The organism is Streptomyces sp. NPDC046900 (assembly GCF_040644975.1).
Classification (GTDB): Bacteria; Actinomycetota; Actinomycetes; order Streptomycetales; family Streptomycetaceae; genus Streptomyces.
Genome location: NZ_JBEYXD010000011.1, coordinates 189440 through 208598 on the forward strand (window position 1 = coordinate 189440; position 19159 = coordinate 208598).

Sequence of the window (19159 nt, forward strand, 5' to 3'; positions counted from 1 at the left end):
ACGCTCACGCCACCGCGGCACCCATACGGTCACGGCATCAGAGGGCATCAGAGTGCCAGGACGAGGGCGTCGCTCGGCTCACATGGGACGCCGAAGTGCGGCGAACGTCGTGTGTCCGTACTCACCTCGTGTCAGGAAGTGGCCCTTCGCCAGCAAGCGCTCATAGCGACGTCGAGGCATCCGCAGACGGCCCACGACCCGGGCAACCTGACGCGCCGGCCAAGGGCCCATCGCCGATTCCAAAGCTTCCCGGACCGGTTCCTGGCGCGGGGCTCTCGCATAGGCCAGCGATGGGGGCTGATGGCGGACCAGGACCAAATCCAAACCGATGATCTCGGCTGCGGCCGCGAACTGACAAGCGCTCCACCTGGTGAGGTGGTGCGGCGGACAGTCCATCGGCTCCAAACCCCTGCGAAACCGCTGACGGTTCGGCACCGACAGAAGGACTTCACCCCCCGGCACGACGATAGCCGCGAGGGCCGAAAGGAAACCGCGGACGTCTGCGACGTGCTCCAGGACCTGGAAGGCACACACGACGTCCGCTCGACCGGGTCGGGCGACTGCGTCCTCTCGGACGTCGGTGTCCCTCACTTTGATGCCGGCCGCACGCAGCCTCTCGGCGGCGTCGGGGTTCTTCTCAAGTGCCTCGACAGAACCGCACCGTGGCAGCAGGGACCGAAGAAAGGCTCCCTCGCCGGCACCCACTTCGACGACTCTTGCTTGGTTCGGAATTCGCTGCGCGGCCTGATCGAACTCCCATCGCCACGGCTGATACTTGATCCCGCCGGTGAAGAGTTCGGAGTAAAATCCGCCGTCTCCTTCGAGTGCGGGGTGGAACCAGCCCAGGTCACAGCGAGAGCAGGAGTGAAGAGTGACGGGACCGTCTCCATACTTGCTGATCACTTGGTCTGAAAATGAAGTGGCCCACTGTTCCCTGTATGCCTGCCACACATTGGAAAGGTTGATTTCAGAGGAACCTTCCACCGGCGAGGCCTCGCAAAGAGGGCAGCGGTCTCGTGAGGAATTCAGCACCGAGCCAACCTATCAGCGTGTACACCCCCTCCCGCCCTAAGCCACGCCGTCCGGTTTTGTCGCACCGCCCGAGTAGCTCGGCCTTTGTCTCAGCCGAATCGGTGGACTCTCGTGAACTCCTCGCGAGATCACGTCCAAAGGTCTTGGAATCAAAGCAAGAAGCGCACCCACGATCATCACACAGAGGGCCATAACCTTACTCCACACCGTAGGCGTAAGAGAGCGGCTTTGCAGCACAGCCAGGCCCGCCACAACGGCGAGCCACACTTGGACCTTCGCGATCAATGAGATCAGTGAGAGCCGGGGCGAGTACACCACAATAAGAATGGCCAGCACACACTCGAGAAGAGAACGCTGTCGGTAAAAGGTTGCACCGAAGGTAACGACGTACGTCGCAGCATAGGAAAAGGAGGCCACAACAGCTGACCGGCCGATTCCGATGGAGTCCGCCCATGCCCTGCGCAGCGACATTGGTGCAAGCGCAAGGCTGGCAATCCAGATGATGGTTCCTGGGCGCAGCCATTGTGTCGGCCCAGGATCGAGCTTCCATGGGAGTGGATCGAATAGAACGACCCCAAAGTACTGAGGATGGCTCAATAGATTCCTTGAGCCGTATCCCGCAGCGAACTCCAGTGGGACCCCGTGTACAACCTCGAGACTATGCACAAAACCGAGCAGCGTTAGAGCCCGCGGGAGAACAAAGACCACGCCGGTGGCCATGATGATCAACCAACCCGTGAGATGAGCGCGGCGCAACCGCGCGCGAGCGAGCAAGGCCACAGCGATGAACAGCGCTGTCGGCGGCCGGGTATACAAACAGGCCTGGGTGCTGAGCAAGGTGCCCACGCACGCCAATGAGAAACGAGCACGGGCCTGGAGCAGCAAGGTCCACAGAACAAGACTTGTAATCAAGCCTTCTTTGAGGCCCCAAGCGTCCCACAGTAGGAGGTTGGGGCTGACGCCTACGACGAGTCCGGCGATTGCGGCACGCCTGCGGCCGCATCCCGAGGCGAGAGCCAATCCGCGGGCCGCTACCGCCCCGGTCGCCGCCATGAGAGCCAGGACGACCTTGGCCGCCAGCCAACCACCTCCGGTAAAGACCTTGCCGAGCGCCATGGCCGCTTGGTAACCCCAGAGGTTGGATCCGGACCACCAAGCCAGGTCCCTTACGCTGAGGATGTTTCCATGGCTCCAGGCAAGAGCTAGCGCAGTGCTGGCTCGATCGTACCCGCGAGCATCAGGGAACTGTGCCACGCCATTTGTTTGCTGATGGACCATGAGGACCACGCAGACGTGGGCCACGGCTGCGATCGCGAAAATAGCCACAGGCGCACTAATGGGCGCCTTGTCGCGACGCTTGGAGGCAGGGTACTTAGCAGCGAGTGGCCTGGTCATGCCTGCAGTCCCTGGTCCCATACCGTCTTTACCCTTTGCGCCGAGCGGAAATATTGGCTGGAGGGGTTTGTCGGTGCCGTGGTCTGGTTCGCAGATGCTGCGAGCGCACCAACGCCATGCAAGTTCCCACTTTCAAGCCCCTCAGGGTTTAGCGACCATACGCTGGTAGCCCAATCCCTACTGTCATTTGGCCACGCTGGACACCGGAGGCCACTGGATTGGAGCACAGGGTGCAGTAGTGTTGCGAGAGCCTGCCAGAAAGCTTCGACATTGTAAACGCCCTGCGAACGCCACCAACTACGTTCGGTTGATGAGCCATTGGAGATTTGCGCAGCGGGTGTCGTGGTCGTCATGCTCACTTCGCCCGAGCACGGATCACTCTGGCTGGATTTCCCGCCACGACCGTATCGGCAGACACGTTCTTCGTCACCACACTTCCGGCGCCGACGGCAGCACCACGCCCGATGGTCACGCCCGGTAGAACCGTCACCCGTGCCCCATCGACACGGGCATTGATCGTGACCGGCAGTCGCACTTCCTCGCACATCTTCTGCGCACACCAGCCGCGCAGGCCGAGTGCTCCGGGCACGCGCCGATGCAACCGCTGCGCGATCAGCTTGTAGAAGCAGCGAACACTCAGGATGACGATTCGATTTTTCAAGACGCCGTTCCTTCGGTTGGCGCCGAGTTCGAGGTCAACTGGGACACGTTGAGAAAGAATCGCCTCTGCCCTGACACGCGGACGTGCAGCAACCAAAACCGCGGCTTCGCGCAATTTGCACCATACGCTATGGCATCACATCCACGATTCGCGGCCAAAAAATGGGTTGTGCGGCATGTCATTGACCGACAAAACATCAGCATCCCCCGCTCCGGACGCCCAGGGCACACGACAGAGTCACTTTCCCTCCCGGGTCTGCCTGTTGATCGGTCAGCTCGGTCTCGGTGGCGCGGAGAAACAGCTCGTCCTGCTCGCCCGGGAGCTGAGCGCCCGTGGCGTTCGGACACATCTGCTGGTCATGCTCGAGAGGGGGCCCCGGGAGGAAGAACTCCGCAACTCCAGCGTGTCCCTGGTGGAACTGGGGTTCCGCCACCGTTCCCTGGGGTGGCGGTCATACCTCGCCAACATCCGGGCCTTCGTCCGCTTTGTAGCCTTCCTCCGCAAAGAGAGGCCACAAGTTCTCCAAGCCTTCCTGTTCCATGCCTACGTGATGGCAGCCCCCGCCGCGCGGCTGGCACGCGTGCCGGTGTTCCTCGCGGGGCGGAGGAGCCTCGGCTTCTACAAGAAGGGCAACCGCGCGGCACTCGTGGCGGAGCGGGTCGCTACTCGCTTGACCGACTTCCTGGTCGCCAACGCGTCCGCGATCGCGGACGAGGTACGACACGACGAGGGAGTACCGGCGGCAAAGATCTCCGTCATCCCCAATGGAATGAGGCCGGAGGAATTCGAGATCACCGAGCCTGCCGAGATCTCCACCTCGCTGCCCGTGGTGCTGTGTGTCGCCAATCTCGCGGTTCACAAGGGTCACCGATACCTCCTGGAGGCCTGTGCGGCGCTCCGGGACACCGGAAAGCCGTGCACCCTCGTCCTGATCGGCGACGGGGCGGAGCGCCCAGGGCTGCAGCGGATGGCGGAGCGCCTGGGTATCGACGTCCGCTTCCTCGGTGCCCGTACCGACGTGGCCGGCTATCTGGCCAGGGCCGACGTGGTGGTTCTCCCGTCCCTGTCCGAGGGGTCCAGCAATGCCGTCGCGGAGGCCATGGCAGCGGGCCGTCCGGTGGTTGCCACGGCCGTGGGCGGTACCCCGGAACTGCTCAGGGGACGCGGAATCCTGGTCCCTCCCTCGGATCCGGCCGCCCTTGCCGAGGGACTTCAACAGATGCTCGGCGACCGGGATACCGCCCTCGCCCTGGGGCAGCGGGCACGGGAGTGGGCCATGGCCAACCTCACGGCTGAGGTCATGGTGGACCGGTACATCGCTCTCTACCGGCAACTGCTGGAAGGCCAGCCCTCGGCGTAGTGGACAGGCCGACGCGGTTCAAGAAACCGGCGTGGTTCACAGCGTGTCACCGCATGCTTTCCGACCAACCTCGCAGGACCGGTCGCAACCAGGGAGGTCCCCCGACACTGTGACTGACCGCAGACCTCAATTCGTCTGGATGCTGGTGGCTCGCGCAGGCACCCTCGTCATGGGCATTCTCGCCAGCGTCGTCGTGGCCAGAGCACTACCCCCCGAGGAACGCGGAACCTACTACATGGCCGTCAGCGTCGCCACGGCCGCCATGGCGCTGGGCCATCTGTCCGTCGAACATGCTCAGACGGCCATGTGGTCCGAGAAGAGGCAACGGCTTTCTCTCAGCGCCAACAGCGTGCCGCTTGGGCTCACCGTCGGTACCGTCGCGGCTGTACTGGCGATCGGGCTGGGCCTGGTGTTCCAGGGGCACGGCAACACCCCGGACGTGTGGCTCCTGACCACGGCCTGCGCGGGCGTACCCCTGGGAACGGGCGTGCTGTACGGCACCAACATCACCCTGCTGCGCGACCGTACGCATGTCGCGGGATGGGCGATGCTGATGAGCGCGGTCGCCCAGTGCATGTGTCTGATTGTCCTCGGGTTGTCCGGACTGCTCACCGTCCAGATGGTGGTGGCCGCCTGGGTCGCCTCGTACACCGTCTCCCTGGCCGTACTGATCGCGGCGGGCGGAGTCACCATGGGTCGGCCCAATCTGCGCCTCGCCGGGGCGACATGTGTCAAGGGGCTGCGCTTTCACGCCGGTACGGCGGCCGGGTACCTACTGCTCCGGTCTGACGTTTTCCTGCTCAATGCCTTGAGCGGCCCGCGCGAAGTCGGGATCTACACACTCGCGGTGACTTTGGCGGAGCTGAGCCGATTGGCGGTGGACGTCTTCGCACAAGTCACGCTTTCCCTCCAGTTCGACGACACCGCCGGCGACTCCGCGGTGGTCACGGCGAGGATCGTCCGGTTCATGGTGCTGCTGGGCGTCGCCTCCGCGCTCACGACGGTGGTCGCGGTGGCGGCTCTGATCACCACGTTGTACGGCCATGCGTACGCGGACGCAGCCACGCTCGTCGCATGGCTGGTCCCCGGTGTCGTGCTCTTGTCGGCCGGCCGGCCGCTGTCCAGTTTTCTGCTGCGTAAGCGGTCGTCTCGCGTCATCGTGCTGCCCTCGCTGACGGCCCTTGTGGTGAACGCCGGACTGAACGCCCTACTCATTCCGGCCTGGGGTGCGGTCGGCTGCGCCATCGCTTCCACCGTGGCTTACACATCACTGATCGGCATCCAGGTGGTGTACTTCAGCCGGATGAGCGGCATCGGCTGGAGGTGCCTGCTCCCGACGAGCGCCGAAGCGACCCGGTTCACGATGGAGGTGAAGCGTCATTGCAGAGAACTGCACATCGGCCGGGTGTCGTGACTCAGGGGACCGTTGCGTCCCGCGAATCAGCCCCGGAGGCCGGAGGTCTCACCCGATGGTGGCCGAAGCGAGAGTGAACACAAACTCGTTGCAGCCGATCCCGCCCCTGCAGGTCTTCAGATGGCGCAGTTCGAAGTCGCGCTCGCGACAGAAGGCGAAGATGTCTTCGGGCGTTGCGACCTCGAAGGGATAGCCTCCCACCCAGTCGACGAGGTCGTGCTTCCGGGACATGCCCCGGGGCCGGGGGATGGGCCCGCTCGAGGTGCCCCGGAGGTGCTTGGCCACTCCCAGCATGGCCCGCAGCGGGTAGTGCCGGTCGAGATAGAGCCGGCTGCCGGTCAGCAGCAGACGGCGCCCGAAGGCACCGGACATGTTGTAGCGCCGCTTCACCGACGTCCAGACGCGGCTCTCCACTCCCTGGTCGTTGTAGATCGACACGTACAGCGTCCCGCCGGGAGCGACCAGGCCGCAGGCGGCCTCCAACGCGCGCCAGAGCGACCCGGTGTGGTGAAGCACGCCCCAGGAGTAGACGATGTCGGCCTGACCCAGCTCCTTCACGAATGACGCGTCGAGGATCGAGCCGCGGCAGACGCTCCAGTCCCCGTCCGGGGCGAACTCCAGGCGCACCTTCTCGGCCGCGCTCACCGAGTCCGGGTCGTAGTCGAACGAACGCACTCGCGCTCCCATGCGCAGGGCTGCCAGGGAGAACAGTCCGCTCCCGCAACCGACGTCCAGGAAAGTGCGGCCCGTCAGGTCCTTGGTGCCGAGGGCCGACTCCAGCGATCTTCTGGCGAGGGTGACACGTTCTTCGTCGATCAATTGTTCAAATCGGAGCCAATTCCGGCCGAAGGCGAAGCGCCGGCCCTGACTGATCTCGGTCTCGCAGTCGATCATTCGGCTTTCCTTACGCTGCGGAGGGAAGGGGTGAGGGATCTGCCTTCGGGCCCGCGGAACGGGTCGGCAGACAGCCGGGGGAGATCCGGAAGGAAGTGGAGATCTCGAGCTCCGTCAGAGCGTCAGCGAAGAGCAGCCCGGCCGCCCAGGGCCTCCGACACATGACTGCGGACATCGCATAGGGTGCAGGAGCATGGGGGCCGGTCAGCCGGTCCGCCGCAGCGGCTGACCGTCGACCGTCGGCGACCCGGGCAGCGGCTGGTCGACGAATCTGCGGTGCCAGAGTTCGAACTGCATCAGCGCCCAGATGCGGCGCGCGTGGTCCTCTCCGGCCTGGTGTTCCTTGAGCAGGGTTCTCACCGCTTCCGGCCGGAACAGTCCCCGTTCCACGGCCGTCCGGTCGGTGAGCACGTCCCATGCCACGTCCTTCAGATCCGTGCGCAGCCAGTGGCCCATCGGCACCCCGAAACCCTGCTTCGGCCGGTAGAGCACCTCGTGCGGGAGCCAGTCCCGCAACGCCTTCTTGAGCAGGTACTTGGTGGTGCCGCCGCGGACCTTCAGCTCCGCGGGCAGCCCTGCCGCCCACTCCATCAGGCGATGGTCAAGGAAGGGCGACCGGGCCTCCAGCGAGTTGGCCATCGTGCTGATGTCCACCTTGACCAGGAGGTCGCCGGGCAGGTAGCTGTTCACGTCCACGTCCATCAGCTGGTTCATCCGGCTGACCGCGCGTGACCCGCGAAAGGCCTGATCCAGAAGTTCGTAGCTGTCGATTCCGGCCGTTTCCTCGAGCAGCTGCTCCGCGTAGAGGTCCTGCTTCTGCTCCGGCATGAAGTACGACATCAACCGGGCATAGCGCCGCTGCGGCGTCTCGCTCAGTGCGGTGAGGGCGCGGCCGGCCCTGCGCCGCTTCGAGCAGGCCGGAGCGACGGCGAGGAGGGACCGGCCCATGTGCTTGACGGCCGGGCGCAGGGAGGTGTGGACCCGGAACTTCTCCATGCGGGCCATTTGCGCATAGCGGGCATATCCACCGAACGACTCGTCGCCACCGTCCCCGTTCAGGGCGACAGTCACATGCCGGCGGCTCAACTGGGCCACGTAGAACGAGGGAATCGCGGACGAGTCGGCGAACGGCTCGTCGAAGTACCACGCGAGGGTGGGCAGGATCTCCAACGCCGAGGCGTCCACGACGAATTCATGGTGATCGGTCCCGTACTGCCGCGCCACCGCCCGGGCGTGCGCCCGCTCGTCGAACTGGGCGTCCTCGAAACCGATGGAGAAGGTCTTCACGGGCTTCGGGGACAGCCTCGCCATGGCCGCGACGACGGCGGAGGAGTCGATGCCACCGGACAGAAAAGCGCCCAGGGGCCGCTCCGACAGCATGCGGATGGCCGTGGCCTCGAGGAGGAGCTCCCGGGCCCGTTCGGCCGCCTCCTGTTCGCTGGTGACGGCGCCCGGGGTGAAGTCGAGCTCCCAGTAGCGCCGCACCTGAACCCGCCCGCCCTGCCAGGTGAGCAGACAGCCAGGCGGCAGTTTGCGGACGTCGCGGAGGATCGACCAAGGTGCGGGCACGTACTGGTAGGTCAAGTAGTGGTGCAGGGCCACCGGGTCGACCTCGCCGCGGCCGGGGGCGATCGCGCTCAGCGCCTTGAGTTCGGAGGCGAAGGCCAGCGAGCCACCGGCATCCCGGTAGTACAACGGCTTCTTGCCGACCCGGTCGCGAGCGAGCAGCAGCCGTCCTTTGCCTGCGTCCCACACAGCGAAGGCGAACATGCCGCGAAGGTGATGGACGAGGTCCTCTCCGTGTTCTTCGTAGAGATGGACGAGGCATTCGCTGTCGCCGTTCGTGCGGAATCTGTGCCCGCGGCTCAGCAGGTCCCTGCGCAGTTCCGGGAAGTTGTAGATCTCTCCGTTGAAGACCGCGATCACACTGCGGTCTTCGTTGAAGACGGGCTGGTCGCCTCCGCTGACGTCGATGACGGCCAGTCGCCGCATGCCCAGGGCGACATGGTCATCGATGTGGAACCCCTCACCGTCCGGGCCGCGATGGGCGAGGACATCGCACATCGTCCTCACGGCCGCCGGATCGGGTGACGCCGTCGACACCATCCCCGCTACGCCGCACATCGGCCCTCCCTCATTGGGTGTAAGAAGTGAACGAACTACCGAATGCAACCCCGATGGCACCATACCGGTGCAATCGGCACATACCTGGCAACCCGCAAGGGGGTGGTGCCATCGGGTGACGGCCCCGGCGGCGCCGGAACCGCTCCTCGCCGTGCCGCAGCTGACGAACGGGGGTCTACGCTCCGTTTCCTCCGCATCGGGGCCCGGGACGTACCGTGACCTGCATCGGGCGGGTCAGTCGTTGCCGAAGCACTGTGGGGACGTGATCGGACGGCGGTTCCAGCAAGTGCAGCGTCAGCGTGCGACTCTCGCCCCGGGGCACTTCGACGTCGAACGTGAACACCGGGTGTCCCCGTTCGGTGCCCGGCGATGCGAAAGGTCGTTTCCCGCCGACGCTCGCCTCGACCAGTCGCGCCCCGGCGGTCGCGAAGTACGAGACGAGCAGGCGGTTGTCGCCCGGGCGGGCCGCGTAGGAGGGCTTGTCCAGCCGGTCGGTGACATAGGTGGGAAGCCCTGTGGACGGCGCACGGTTGGTAAGGACCGCTTTGACCGTCACCTCGCGGCCGGCAGCGGTGCAGCGCCCGGAGGACCACTCCAGGGTGCGGTCGAGGTAGTAGTCCAGCTTTGTGCCGGCGGCGTTGTTGACCACCAGACCGGCGTAGGGCTCGGACCCCTGCGGCACAGAGCCGCCGACCGGGCGCGCGGCCAGCTCGTGCTGCTCGTGCGCGTGAGCGCTCCACACGGACATCTGCCCGCTGCGCAGCACTTCGTACAGGCCTCGAAGCAGGGCGGGCCGCCTTTGGTTATCCCCGGCTGCGGTCAGTAGCCGTCCGGCAGCCGCACGGGCCACATCCAGCAGAAAAGCCTTGCGCCTGAACTGGTCCGAGTACATTACGTAGTTGGTTCGCTCGGTGAGGTCCACCACGTTGGCCGCCGTGACGAGTGTGCCGTCGGTCATCCGCGCCGGTCCGACCGCGGCCAGCAGTCCGGCCACCGCACCCGGATCCAGTGAGAGCACGCCGTCCACGTGCTCCCCGCTCTTGGCGTGCCACGCAGCGGACCAGATGCGCGCGGCGTAGGGGAAGTGCGGACTCATGTTGGAATTCGGCCAGGTCATCACCGAGTCGTACTGCCCGTACATGGCCGTGAACTCGGCACCCAGGTCGATCTTGGGCCGGGCAGCCATCATCTCGGAGTCCGGTCCGAACTCCGGCAGCGCCAAGGCGCCCTTGTCGGCCGTCAGCACCGCATAGGCACCCGGCATCCCGCCCGTACCGCGTGCCTCGGCGGGGTTCTGGAACACCAGGAGGTAGCGGCGCAGGCCGCCCTCTCCCAGCATCGGCGGCAGCAGACGGGCGCCGACGGCGGCGTTCTCCATCGTGGGGGCCACCCGGTCCAGGGTGGCGAGGAGTTGGCCGCGGACCCGGTCGACCGGAGGCAACCAGGTGCGTCGCGGCAGGCTGTCCGCCTCCGTCCGGGCCAGGGCCGCCTCGTGCGCCGCATGCTCGAGATCCGGTGCGGCCCTGCGCAGTTCGGCGAGGTTGAGGTGTTTGCCCCCCGCGTTCGCGGTGAGGCGGCCCACGGTGCGTACCACGGCGGGCAACGCCTTTCCGGCCAGCCGATCGACCACTTCGGCCGTCCCGCGCACGGTCTCGAAGGAGCCTCCGGCGAAGGGAAGTCGGGCCGCCACGTACCACGCGGGGCCGGTGGTGAGCCAGTGCGCGCGTTCGGCGTGCGCCGCGGCGGAACGGGCCGTCCGCAGGGCGAGTTCGCTGCGACTCGCCCCTCGTTCGGCCGTCGAGGCGGGCCCACCGGTCCCCGTCATCGAACTGCGCAAGGTCCTCAAGTCGTTGCGGCTCCCGACGAGTTCGGCCCGGGCCATCAGGCCGGTGACGACGATCCACACCAGTCCTGTGAGGAGAAGGCCCATGAGCACCCACAGCAGCAGCCGGACACGTCGGCGTTTCCGCCGCGCCGGGCTCTCCGGGACTGCCGGGGCGGCACTGCTCAGGAGTGTGTCGGTGATCGGCGGCATGCCCGGCCCTCAGCTCCCACTCGCGCCGGTGCTTCGGTATCGGGCGATCGGCGCTCGGCCGCACGAAGGGCGTCTCGTGGCGTGCGTGGGCTGTTCCACGTTCGGTTGCACCTCACCGCTGTAGCGTCCGTCGTCCCTGCCTCGATGCGCCCTGGACCGATGCGAGCCGTTCGGGAACCGTGGACCACCGAACAGCGCCACCATCGAGTGGCATCAGGCATGAAAATCCATAGGCAGTAATCGTTTGCGGCGAAAACAGACGCGCTCGGGCACGCCACAGACGGCGGAGCGGTGGCACTCGTTCGGCGGCGCCGGGACTCCGGCGGAGTGCGCAGCTCAAGCGGGCCGCCAGGTACGCCGGAGTGCGGCCGCGAGGCCACCCGGGGGTGGGCAGCTGATATGTCCCTGATGACGCGCCGGGCGGACCCCTAGGGGATGTCACAGGTCGGCAGCAATGCCGGTCCCGTCGCCCCGGGCCCCCACGCCACTCTTCAGGAGCAGGTACGTTCGAAGACGTGGCTGGATTCAGGATCGGACGCGACCGGGCGGGCCGCGCACCTCAAGCGCGACCGCAGCAACCCCCGTACGGACAGCAGGCGCCGCAGGGCCCGTCGTACGGCTATCCCTCCCCGCCGCAGCAGCAGTACGGCGGCCGGCAGCCCCATCGCGGGCAACCGCTGTGGAGGGCGCCCCAGGGCCAGGGTGAGCCGGAGTACTTCGGCGACGACGGTCACGGCTATCCAGGCCGGCCGGATCCGTACGCGGCCAACAACCCGGGTCACACCCAGGCTTTCTCCGTCGGCGACGACCCCTACAACGCCGGCGAGACCTACCGCGCCGGCCAGGCCGCCGCGCCGCCCATCGGTCCGCGACTGCACTGGAAGGACCTGCTGCGGGGCATCGTCATATCCCCGACCCGGACGTTTCTGCAGATGAGGGACTACACGATGTGGGCCCCGGCCCTCATCGTGACCTTCCTCTACGGCCTGCTCGCGGTCTTCGGCTTCGACGGCGCCCGCCAGGACGCGATCCACGCCACGCTCTCGAGCGCCATCCCGATCGTCCTGACGACGGCCGTGGCGATGGTGATCAGCTCCTTCGTGCTGGGCGTGGTCACCCACACCCTGGCCCGCCAGCTCGGCGGCGACGGCGCCTGGCAGCCCACGGTCGGCCTCTCCATGCTGATCATGTCCATCACGGACGCACCGCGCCTGGTCGTCGCCATGTTCCTGGGCGGCGACGCACCCTTCGTCCAGCTCCTGGGCTGGGTGACCTGGGTCGCGGCAGGCGCGCTGCTGACCCAGATGGTCTCCAAGTCCCACGATCTGCCGTGGCCGAAGGCGCTCGGCGCGTCGGCGATACAGCTGATCGCGATCCTGTCGATCGTGAAGCTGGGCACGTTCTAGTACCCGTTCGTACGCGAAGGCCTCCGGCGGACGTGCTGCCGGGGGCCTTCGCGTGCCCGGGGTGAGGCCTGCGGGACTCGGGACACGCAACCCGGCCGGTTCGGCACTCTCAGTGACATCCCGGGCAGATACAAGTCCCCGGCCGCGCCCGGTCGAGAGCGGCTGAGCGGATCGCTCGTGACGCGGGTGGAACATCGCGGGGCGACGAGGGACGCTGGTGGTATGCGGTGGATCTTCCGCACTTCCGCCCGGTCAGGAGGGGGCGATCACGACCGAGGCCTCCTCAGGCTGGGGCAATGCCTGCCCTTCGCGGTCCTGCTCATCGGGCTGGCCATCGAGCTCTCACCCCTGCACACCATATACACGGGGCCGCTCCTCACGGGGATGCCGGCGGTCGCCGCACTCACCGTGGGCCCGCTGGGCACCTTGTCGGCAGCGGTCGGCGCCCTGGCCGTCAGCGTTATCTCCGCCACCCTCCATCATTCATGGGGCGACGAGCAGGTCTACGGGAACCTTCTCGGCCTCGTCGTGGTTGCCGTCGCCTGCGTCACGATCAGCAACGTCATGCGGACCCGCAGGCAACAGGAGCTGGACCGGATCCGCCGTGTCTCCAAAGCGGCTCAGGACGCCCTGCTGCGGCCCGTGAGCCCCCGCCTGGGCCCGCTCCGTGCCGCCAGCATCTACCTGGCGGCCGAGTCCGGGGCCCAGATCGGCGGTGACCTGTACGAAGCCGTCCAGACCCGGTTCGGGGTCCGGATGATCGTGGGCGATGTCAGGGGCAAGGGCCTACCGGCCGTACGCGCGGCCGCAGCCGTGCTGGGCGCGTTCAGAGAGACCGTCCACTACGAGCGCGATCTGGCCGAGGTCGTCAATCACTGCGCGGCGGCCATGCAGAGAGAACGCGCAGCCGCCGACCACGACGAGGAATACCGGATGGAGTGCTTCGCCTCCGCGCTCGTCGGCCAAGTGGCGAACGGGTCCGTGGTCCAGCTCGTCAACCGCGGCCATCCGGCTCCGCTGATGCTGCACCAGGGCACGGTCCGCGCCCTCGGACCTCGCGCGCCCACGCCACCCCTGGGTCTGGAGGACCTGATGACCGGCCCTCCGACTCCCACCGAGAGCTACACCTTCGGGCCAGGTGACCGGCTTCTCCTCTACACGGACGGCGTGGCCGAAGCCCGCAACGGCTCCGGCGACTTCTTCCCGCTGCCCGAGGCCATGGAATCCGTGCACGCAGCGACTCCGCAGCAGTTCCTGGAAGAGCTCCATCGGCGATTGATCTGCCACACCGCCGATTCCCTGGTGGATGACGTGGCCATGATTCTCATCGACCGGTTTTCGGAGGGCGCGGATGAGCGAGGCCCCGTTGCCCACCCGGGCCGCGCTCTGGATCACTCACGCTAGGAACGCGGTCAGAGAGCCTCTTTCGAGGGCGTGACGGGCTCCCCGGACTTGCGTACCACGGGCAGGACGCTCCACGGGAAGTTGATCCAGTCGTCCGTCCGCTTCCACACGTACTCGCACTTCACGAGGGAGTGGGACTTCTCGTAGATCACGGCGGAGCGGACCTCGGCGACGGTCTCCAGGCAGAAGTCGTGCACCAGCTTGAGCGTCTTGCCCGTGTCGGCCACGTCGTCGGCGATCAGGACCTTCTTGTCGGTGAAGTCGATCGCGTTGGGTACCGGCGCGAGCATCACCGGCATCTCCAGCGTGGTGCCCACACCCGTGTAGAACTCGACGTTCACAAGGTGGATGTTCTTGCAGTCCAGGGCGTACGCGAGACCGCCCGCCACGAAGACGCCGCCGCGCGCGATGCTGAGCACGATATCGGGCTGGTAGCCGTCGTCGGCGATGGCCTGGGCGAGATCGCGGACGGCCTGGCCGAACTCCTCGTAGGTCAGGTTCTCCCTTGTCCCGGTCATGTCCCGCTCACACCTGCGTCCGGTGGAAGTTGACGAAGGAGCGGGAGGCCGTGGGCCCGCGCTGCCCCTGGTAGCGGGATCCGTACCGCTCGCTGCCGTAGGGGAACTCGGCCGGCGAAGTGAGCCGGAACATGCACAGCTGCCCGATCTTCATACCTGGCCAGAGCTTGATCGGGAGCGTGGCCAGGTTGGACAGCTCGAGCGTCACGTGCCCCGAGAAGCCGGGGTCGATGAACCCGGCGGTGGAGTGGGTGACCAGCCCGAGCCGGCCGAGGGAGCTCTTGCCCTCGAGCCTGGAGGCGAGGTCGTCGGGCAGCGTGATGACCTCGTACGTGGAGGCCAGGACGAACTCCCCGGGGTGGAGGATGAACGGCTCGTCGCCCTCGGGCTCGACGAGGCGCGTGAGGTCGACCTGCTCGATGGAGGGATCGATGTGGGGGTACTTGTGGTTCTCGAACACCCGGAAGTAGCGGTCGAGCCGCACGTCGATGCTCGAGGGCTGCACCATGGTCGGTTCGAACGGGTCGATCCGAACCCGCCCCTTGTCGATCTCGGTCCGGAGGTCCTTGTCTGAGAGAAGCACGTCCTGAGAATACGCAAGGCGCGCGGAGCCGCCACAATCATGGCGTCCCCGCGCGCCTGTACTGCTAGGCCGCTACTGCTTCTCCAAGGCCACCGGCACCACACTGCGCAGCCGGGCGCAGCGAGGGCACCGGACGAGCCGGCCGGGCCCGAGGCGCTCGGCCTGCTGCATCGGGAACGAAGCGGTGCTGAACACGTGCCCCTCGGCACAACGGACGACGGTGCGCTCCATCAAGTCCTCTGAGTCCCTTCCCCAAGAGCCTTCGTCTCACGTGCGTGACGGACGACGAAAGCCACATTACGGGATGAAAAGGACGGCCCTCCAGGCGGCACTCCGGCCGTCCACGACCCCTCTTCGCCACCCCCACCGTACGCCCCAACTCCTGTCCCCCGCAGCAGCATCCACACCCGGGAAAGCGTTCGGACCCCACGGCATCAGCACCGGGGGTCCGACATGAGGTACAGTGAGCGAGCATTACGGATCCGGATCAACCGGTCTCCTACGCGGGTGTAGTTTAATGGTAGAACATCAGCTTCCCAAGCTGAGAGCGCGAGTTCGATTCTCGTCACCCGCTCCAGTGCGAACCCCCAGGTCAGAGACCCGGGGGTTCTTTGTTGTCCAGGCCGACCGGCGTGCGCCCCATCGCGAGGCACAGACTCAGTCGATGGACCCCGGATTGAGCAATCCGGGACGACGCATGAAGCGGTGCTGTTCGATCGCGGCCACGAAGGCGTCGGCGATGTCATCGGCACCGTTGCCGCTGATCACGCCCTGCTCCGTCCCGGAGCCGTTCAGCACCTCGGCCGGCAGCCTGGCCGCGGCGAGCAGCTGCTCGCCTTCACCCTGAATGGCGATCGGCTTGCCGTGGCGGTAGCTCTCCTCCACGAAACGCACCGCGGCCGGGTCGTCCAGCAGGGTCTGCGCGGCTTGCTTGCCGCCGGGCACCAGAAGGGCGTCGTACAGCACGGACCCCATCGTCGGCAGGGCTCGGTCCACGTCGAGTGCCGCGCTGTCGGCGCCGCGCACGGTGCCCTCGCCGGCCGCGAGTACCTCGACCACGGCACCGTCCCCGGTCAGCCTGCCGCGCACCGCTTCGACGTGCTCGACATCGGTGCCGTCGGCCGCCAGCACGGCGACCTTGCGGGTGCTGATGGTGCTGCCGCCGAGGTTCTCCTGGCTCAGTGCCGGCGACGAGGTGGAGGCGATGCCGGAGGCTGTCTGCGGCGCGGGCAGCCCGAGGCCCGCTGCCACGGCGCCGCACAGATCGCCGTGGACGTTGGCCAGATTGGCCACCATGCGTTCGCGTACCTCGGCCGAACCGACCTTGCCGAGTTCGAAGCGGAACGCTTCGACAATGTGCGCCTTCTCCCAGTCCGACATGCTGTTCCAGAACAACGTGGCCTGGCTGTAGTGGTCGCGGAAGCTCTCGCTGCGCACCCGGATCTTTTCGCCCGCCACCCGTTCCTGGTAGTGACGGAACACCCCGCTGTCGACCCCTGCGCCGGCGTGCGCCGGACAGCCGCCGCTCAGCGAGTTCGGGAAGTAGCTGTTGCCCGGCTGTATGACCTGCTGGCCATAGCCGTCACGGTGGTTCGTGTTGACGTCGGCGATGGGCCGGTTGACCGGCAGCTGGGCGAAGTTGGGCCCGCCCAGACGGATCAACTGGGTGTCCAGATACGAGAAGTTGCGGCCTTGGAGCAGAGGGTCGTTGGTGAAGTCGATACCGGGGACGATGTTGGCGGTGTGGAAGGCGACCTGCTCGGTCTCGGCAAAGAAGTTCTGCGGGTTGCGGTCGAGGACCATGCGCCCTATGGGCTGCACGGGAACCTGCTCCTCCGGAATGATCTTGGTCGCGTCCAGGAGATCGAAGTCGAAGGCGTCTTCGTCCTCCTCGGCCACCAACTGCACACCCAGCTCGTACTGCGGGTAGTTGCCCGACTCGATGGCCTCCCACAGATCCCGGCGGTTGAAGTCGGGGTCCCGGCCGGCGGCGATCTGCGCCTCGTCCCACACAAGGGAGTTCACACCGAGCACAGGCTTCCAGTGGAACTTGACGAAAGTCCCGCGTCCGGCGGCGTCGACGAACCGGAAGGTGTGCACGCCGAAGCCCTGCATCATCCGGAAACTGCGCGGAATGGCCCGGTCGGACATCAACCACATCAGCATGTGGGTGGACTCCGGCTGCAGCGAACAGAAGTCCCAGAAGGTGTCGTGCGCCGAGGCGCCCGTGGGTATCTCGTTGTGCGGTTCCATCTTCACCGCGTGCACGAAGTCGGGGAACTTGATGGCGTCCTGGATGAAGAACACCGGGAAGTTGTTGCCCACGAGGTCGTAGTTGCCCTCGCGGGTGTAGAACTTCGTCGCGAAGCCGCGCACGTCACGCACGGTGTCCGCCGAGCCCCGGGGCCCCTGCACAGTGGAGAAGCGTACGAACACCGGGGTGCGCCGCCCCGGCTCCTGGAGGAAGTCCGCACAGGTGTACTCGGCCAGCGAGTTGTACGGCTCGAAGTAGCCGTACGCGCCCGCACCACGCGCGTGCACCACGCGTTCCGGAATGCGTTCATGATCGAAGTGGGTGAGCTTCTCCCTGTTGTGGAAGTCCTCCAGCAGGGTCGGACCGCGTTCACCGACGCGCAGTGCGTTGTCCGTGTCGTCGACCCGTACTCCCTGGTCGGTGGTGAGTGCGTCGGACTCGGGTGCCGCGCGGAAGCGGTCGAGCTGCCTGTCCTTCTCGTCCTGGTCACGCCGCTCGGGATGTGGAGTTCCGGAAGTCATGACTGATGTCCTTCGCTGTCGGCAAGCGTCCGCACCTTCGCCTCGGGCCTGCGACGTCGTGGCCGACCGGGACGTCCTTCGTCCGGACCACCAGGAACGCCAAGGGCCCGGTGGCCCACAGCGGCATGGGCGAGCCCGTCGTTGCGGGATGCGGGTGGATGATCACGGTCCTCGGTTGCGGGCACTGGCCGGAGGGCACACCGACCGGTGCCCGTGGGCACGTCGCTTCTCGACCGGTCAGGCGAGAGAGCCGGGGTCTTCGGGCCGGATGCGGCCGCGCCAGGCTCCGCTCTCGCCACCGCGACGTTCGATGAAGTCCTTGAAGCGGTGCAGATCCCCCTTGACCCGCCGGTCGATCACGCCCAGCATGTCGGCGCCCTTCTCGGCGACACCCGTGGGGTCGACGTCCATGGTGAGTTCCACCCGGGTGTGTGCGTCGTCCAGGCGCTGGAAGCGGACCGATCCCCGTTGCCGGGTCTCGCCGCCGATGGTCCGCCAGGTGATCCTGTCGTCCGGTAGCTGGTCGACGATCTCGGTGTCGAACTCGCGCCGCGCCCCGCCCATGCTGGTGATCCAGTGGTTGTGCCGGGCGTCGAGCTGCCGGACTTCCTCGACGCCTTCCATGAAGTTCGGGAACTCCGCGAACTGGGTCCACTGGTTGTACGCCATGCGGACCGGGACCTCGACATCCACTGATTCCTTGACCGTGCTCATCTCTTCCTCCTTGCTGGCGTTCGACGGCGCCGGGCCACCCCTTGCACGTCTGCGCGGCACCGGATGACCCAAGGGGGCAGCACGAAGACCTTCTCCAGCGCCTGACGGGCGGTGTTCGCCCGTGCCTGTGGGGCCGGTGGTGGCTCCGGGCCTCATGTCCCCGGCGCGGACTGGCCTCGGGTACCACTCGTCGCCCGGATCACACTCGGATGGGCCCCCCCGGGTGGAGCGCGGCACGAAGTCCGGACGCCGGTCGGCCGAGTCTCGCCGGAGCATGCCGTCGACGAGTGCCGTGGTCAGGGGGACGTCCCGGCGGCGCACCCGCCATGAGCCTCGGGGCGGGAGCCATTGCGTGCCCGGGAAATCAGGTGTCGCGGGGTATCCGGGTCGCGGGCAGCGTGCCCCGGGCCGTCCGGACGGGTGATGGACGCCTGACATGTGCGTCGGACGACTGCTCCTGGGAACTCGTCGTCCGAACGAACACCGATACGAGGACGAGCGGGGTTCCTCAGATGTCCGCTCCACAGCACCCCGAGCAGCGGGGCAGTGGCAAGGGCGGCGCCACACCGCAGCCGGCCGTCGAGCGCACGGCGCGGGAGGCTCGGGCGAAAGGCGGACAGCCCCACGGCACGGACAAGGGCGACAGGGGCGGAGGAGAGGGCGGCAGCGTGCCGCCGGAGCATCCGTGAGCCAGGACCGAGCACCCACTGCCGTAGAGGGACCTTGAACGTCACCTCAGGACGCAGGATAGGAGAGGCGCCATGCCGGCCGGATCGAGTTCCAAGCGCGAGCGGCAATACGAGCACATCAAGAAGAGCGCCGAGGACCGCGGCGAGTCGTCCAA

At 66.9% G+C, this 19159-nt stretch carries 16 protein-coding genes, 1 tRNA gene and 1 pseudogene; 7 read left to right on the top strand and 11 right to left on the bottom strand.

Going from position 1 to position 19159, the window contains the following annotated elements:
- Positions 1-78 precede the first annotated feature (78 nt).
- The 3 genes from ABZ904_RS14415 to ABZ904_RS14425 form a co-directional block, all read right to left on the bottom strand.
- Positions 79-1032, bottom strand: coding sequence for a methyltransferase domain-containing protein (locus ABZ904_RS14415; RefSeq protein WP_361823313.1), 954 nt, complete (start codon positions 1030-1032; stop codon positions 79-81).
- 36 nt (positions 1033-1068) lie between these two features.
- Complete coding sequence (locus ABZ904_RS14420) at positions 1069-2148, bottom strand: hypothetical protein (protein WP_359407237.1); 1080 nt, start codon at positions 2146-2148, stop codon at positions 1069-1071.
- Between the two features lie 634 nt (positions 2149-2782).
- Complete coding sequence (locus tag ABZ904_RS14425; protein WP_359407234.1) at positions 2783-3088, bottom strand: hypothetical protein; 306 nt, start codon at positions 3086-3088, stop codon at positions 2783-2785.
- A gap of 262 nt (positions 3089-3350) precedes the next feature.
- On the opposite strand from ABZ904_RS14425, the gene ABZ904_RS14430 reads away from it, so the two are divergent.
- Together ABZ904_RS14430 and ABZ904_RS14435 are read left to right on the top strand one after the other, a co-directional pair.
- Positions 3351-4448, top strand: coding sequence for a glycosyltransferase (locus tag ABZ904_RS14430; protein WP_361823316.1), 1098 nt, complete (start codon positions 3351-3353; stop codon positions 4446-4448).
- A gap of 109 nt (positions 4449-4557) precedes the next feature.
- Complete coding sequence (locus ABZ904_RS14435) at positions 4558-5862, top strand: oligosaccharide flippase family protein (RefSeq protein ID WP_361823318.1); 1305 nt, start codon at positions 4558-4560, stop codon at positions 5860-5862.
- A gap of 48 nt (positions 5863-5910) precedes the next feature.
- Here ABZ904_RS14435 and ABZ904_RS14440 read toward each other — a convergent pair whose 3' ends face one another.
- The 3 genes from ABZ904_RS14440 to ABZ904_RS14450 form a co-directional block, all read right to left on the bottom strand.
- Entirely contained in the window at positions 5911-6756 is an 846-nt protein-coding gene (locus ABZ904_RS14440) for a class I SAM-dependent methyltransferase (RefSeq protein WP_359407225.1), read from the bottom strand.
- A gap of 204 nt (positions 6757-6960) precedes the next feature.
- Positions 6961-8880 (bottom strand): asparagine synthase (glutamine-hydrolyzing), encoded by a 1920-nt coding sequence (asnB, locus tag ABZ904_RS14445; RefSeq protein WP_361823321.1) that lies wholly within the window; start codon positions 8878-8880, stop codon positions 6961-6963.
- Between the two features lie 175 nt (positions 8881-9055).
- Positions 9056-10915: a DUF4012 domain-containing protein gene (locus ABZ904_RS14450; RefSeq protein ID WP_361823324.1), complete on the bottom strand. Its 1860-nt coding sequence runs from the start codon at positions 10913-10915 to the stop codon at positions 9056-9058.
- 515 nt (positions 10916-11430) lie between these two features.
- On the opposite strand from ABZ904_RS14450, the gene ABZ904_RS14455 reads away from it, so the two are divergent.
- A complete protein-coding gene (locus tag ABZ904_RS14455) occupies positions 11431-12321 on the top strand; it encodes a YIP1 family protein (RefSeq protein WP_361823327.1) in 891 nt (296 codons plus the stop codon).
- Positions 12322-12543: 222 nt separating this feature from the next.
- Complete coding sequence (locus tag ABZ904_RS14460; protein ID WP_361823330.1) at positions 12544-13725, top strand: PP2C family protein-serine/threonine phosphatase; 1182 nt, start codon at positions 12544-12546, stop codon at positions 13723-13725.
- 8 nt (positions 13726-13733) lie between these two features.
- Here ABZ904_RS14460 and ABZ904_RS14465 read toward each other — a convergent pair whose 3' ends face one another.
- From ABZ904_RS14465 to ABZ904_RS14475, 3 genes are all read right to left on the bottom strand, one after another.
- Complete coding sequence (locus tag ABZ904_RS14465) at positions 13734-14243, bottom strand: phosphoribosyltransferase (RefSeq protein WP_359407210.1); 510 nt, start codon at positions 14241-14243, stop codon at positions 13734-13736.
- 7 nt (positions 14244-14250) lie between these two features.
- Positions 14251-14826, bottom strand: coding sequence for a dCTP deaminase (gene dcd, locus ABZ904_RS14470; RefSeq protein WP_359407207.1), 576 nt, complete (start codon positions 14824-14826; stop codon positions 14251-14253).
- A 72-nt stretch (positions 14827-14898) separates the two neighbouring features.
- Positions 14899-15057 (bottom strand): hypothetical protein, encoded by a 159-nt coding sequence (locus ABZ904_RS14475; protein WP_329511857.1) that lies wholly within the window; start codon positions 15055-15057, stop codon positions 14899-14901.
- Between the two features lie 272 nt (positions 15058-15329).
- On the opposite strand from ABZ904_RS14475, the gene ABZ904_RS14480 reads away from it, so the two are divergent.
- Positions 15330-15403, top strand: a tRNA-Gly gene (locus ABZ904_RS14480).
- 80 nt (positions 15404-15483) lie between these two features.
- Here ABZ904_RS14480 and ABZ904_RS14485 read toward each other — a convergent pair.
- A complete protein-coding gene (locus ABZ904_RS14485) occupies positions 15484-17601 on the bottom strand; it encodes a catalase (RefSeq protein WP_361823335.1) in 2118 nt (705 codons plus the stop codon).
- Between the two features lie 237 nt (positions 17602-17838).
- The gene (locus ABZ904_RS14490) at positions 17839-18315 is read right to left on the bottom strand and encodes an SRPBCC family protein (protein ID WP_361823338.1); all 477 of its coding nucleotides are present in this window, start codon (positions 18313-18315) and stop codon (positions 17839-17841) included.
- A 512-nt stretch (positions 18316-18827) separates the two neighbouring features.
- On the opposite strand from ABZ904_RS14490, the gene ABZ904_RS14495 reads away from it, so the two are divergent.
- A complete protein-coding gene (locus tag ABZ904_RS14495; RefSeq protein WP_361823341.1) occupies positions 18828-19004 on the top strand; it encodes a hypothetical protein in 177 nt (58 codons plus the stop codon).
- Positions 19005-19076: 72 nt separating this feature from the next.
- A pseudogene (locus ABZ904_RS14500) lies at positions 19077-19159 on the top strand (plasmid stabilization protein); the annotation flags it as partial.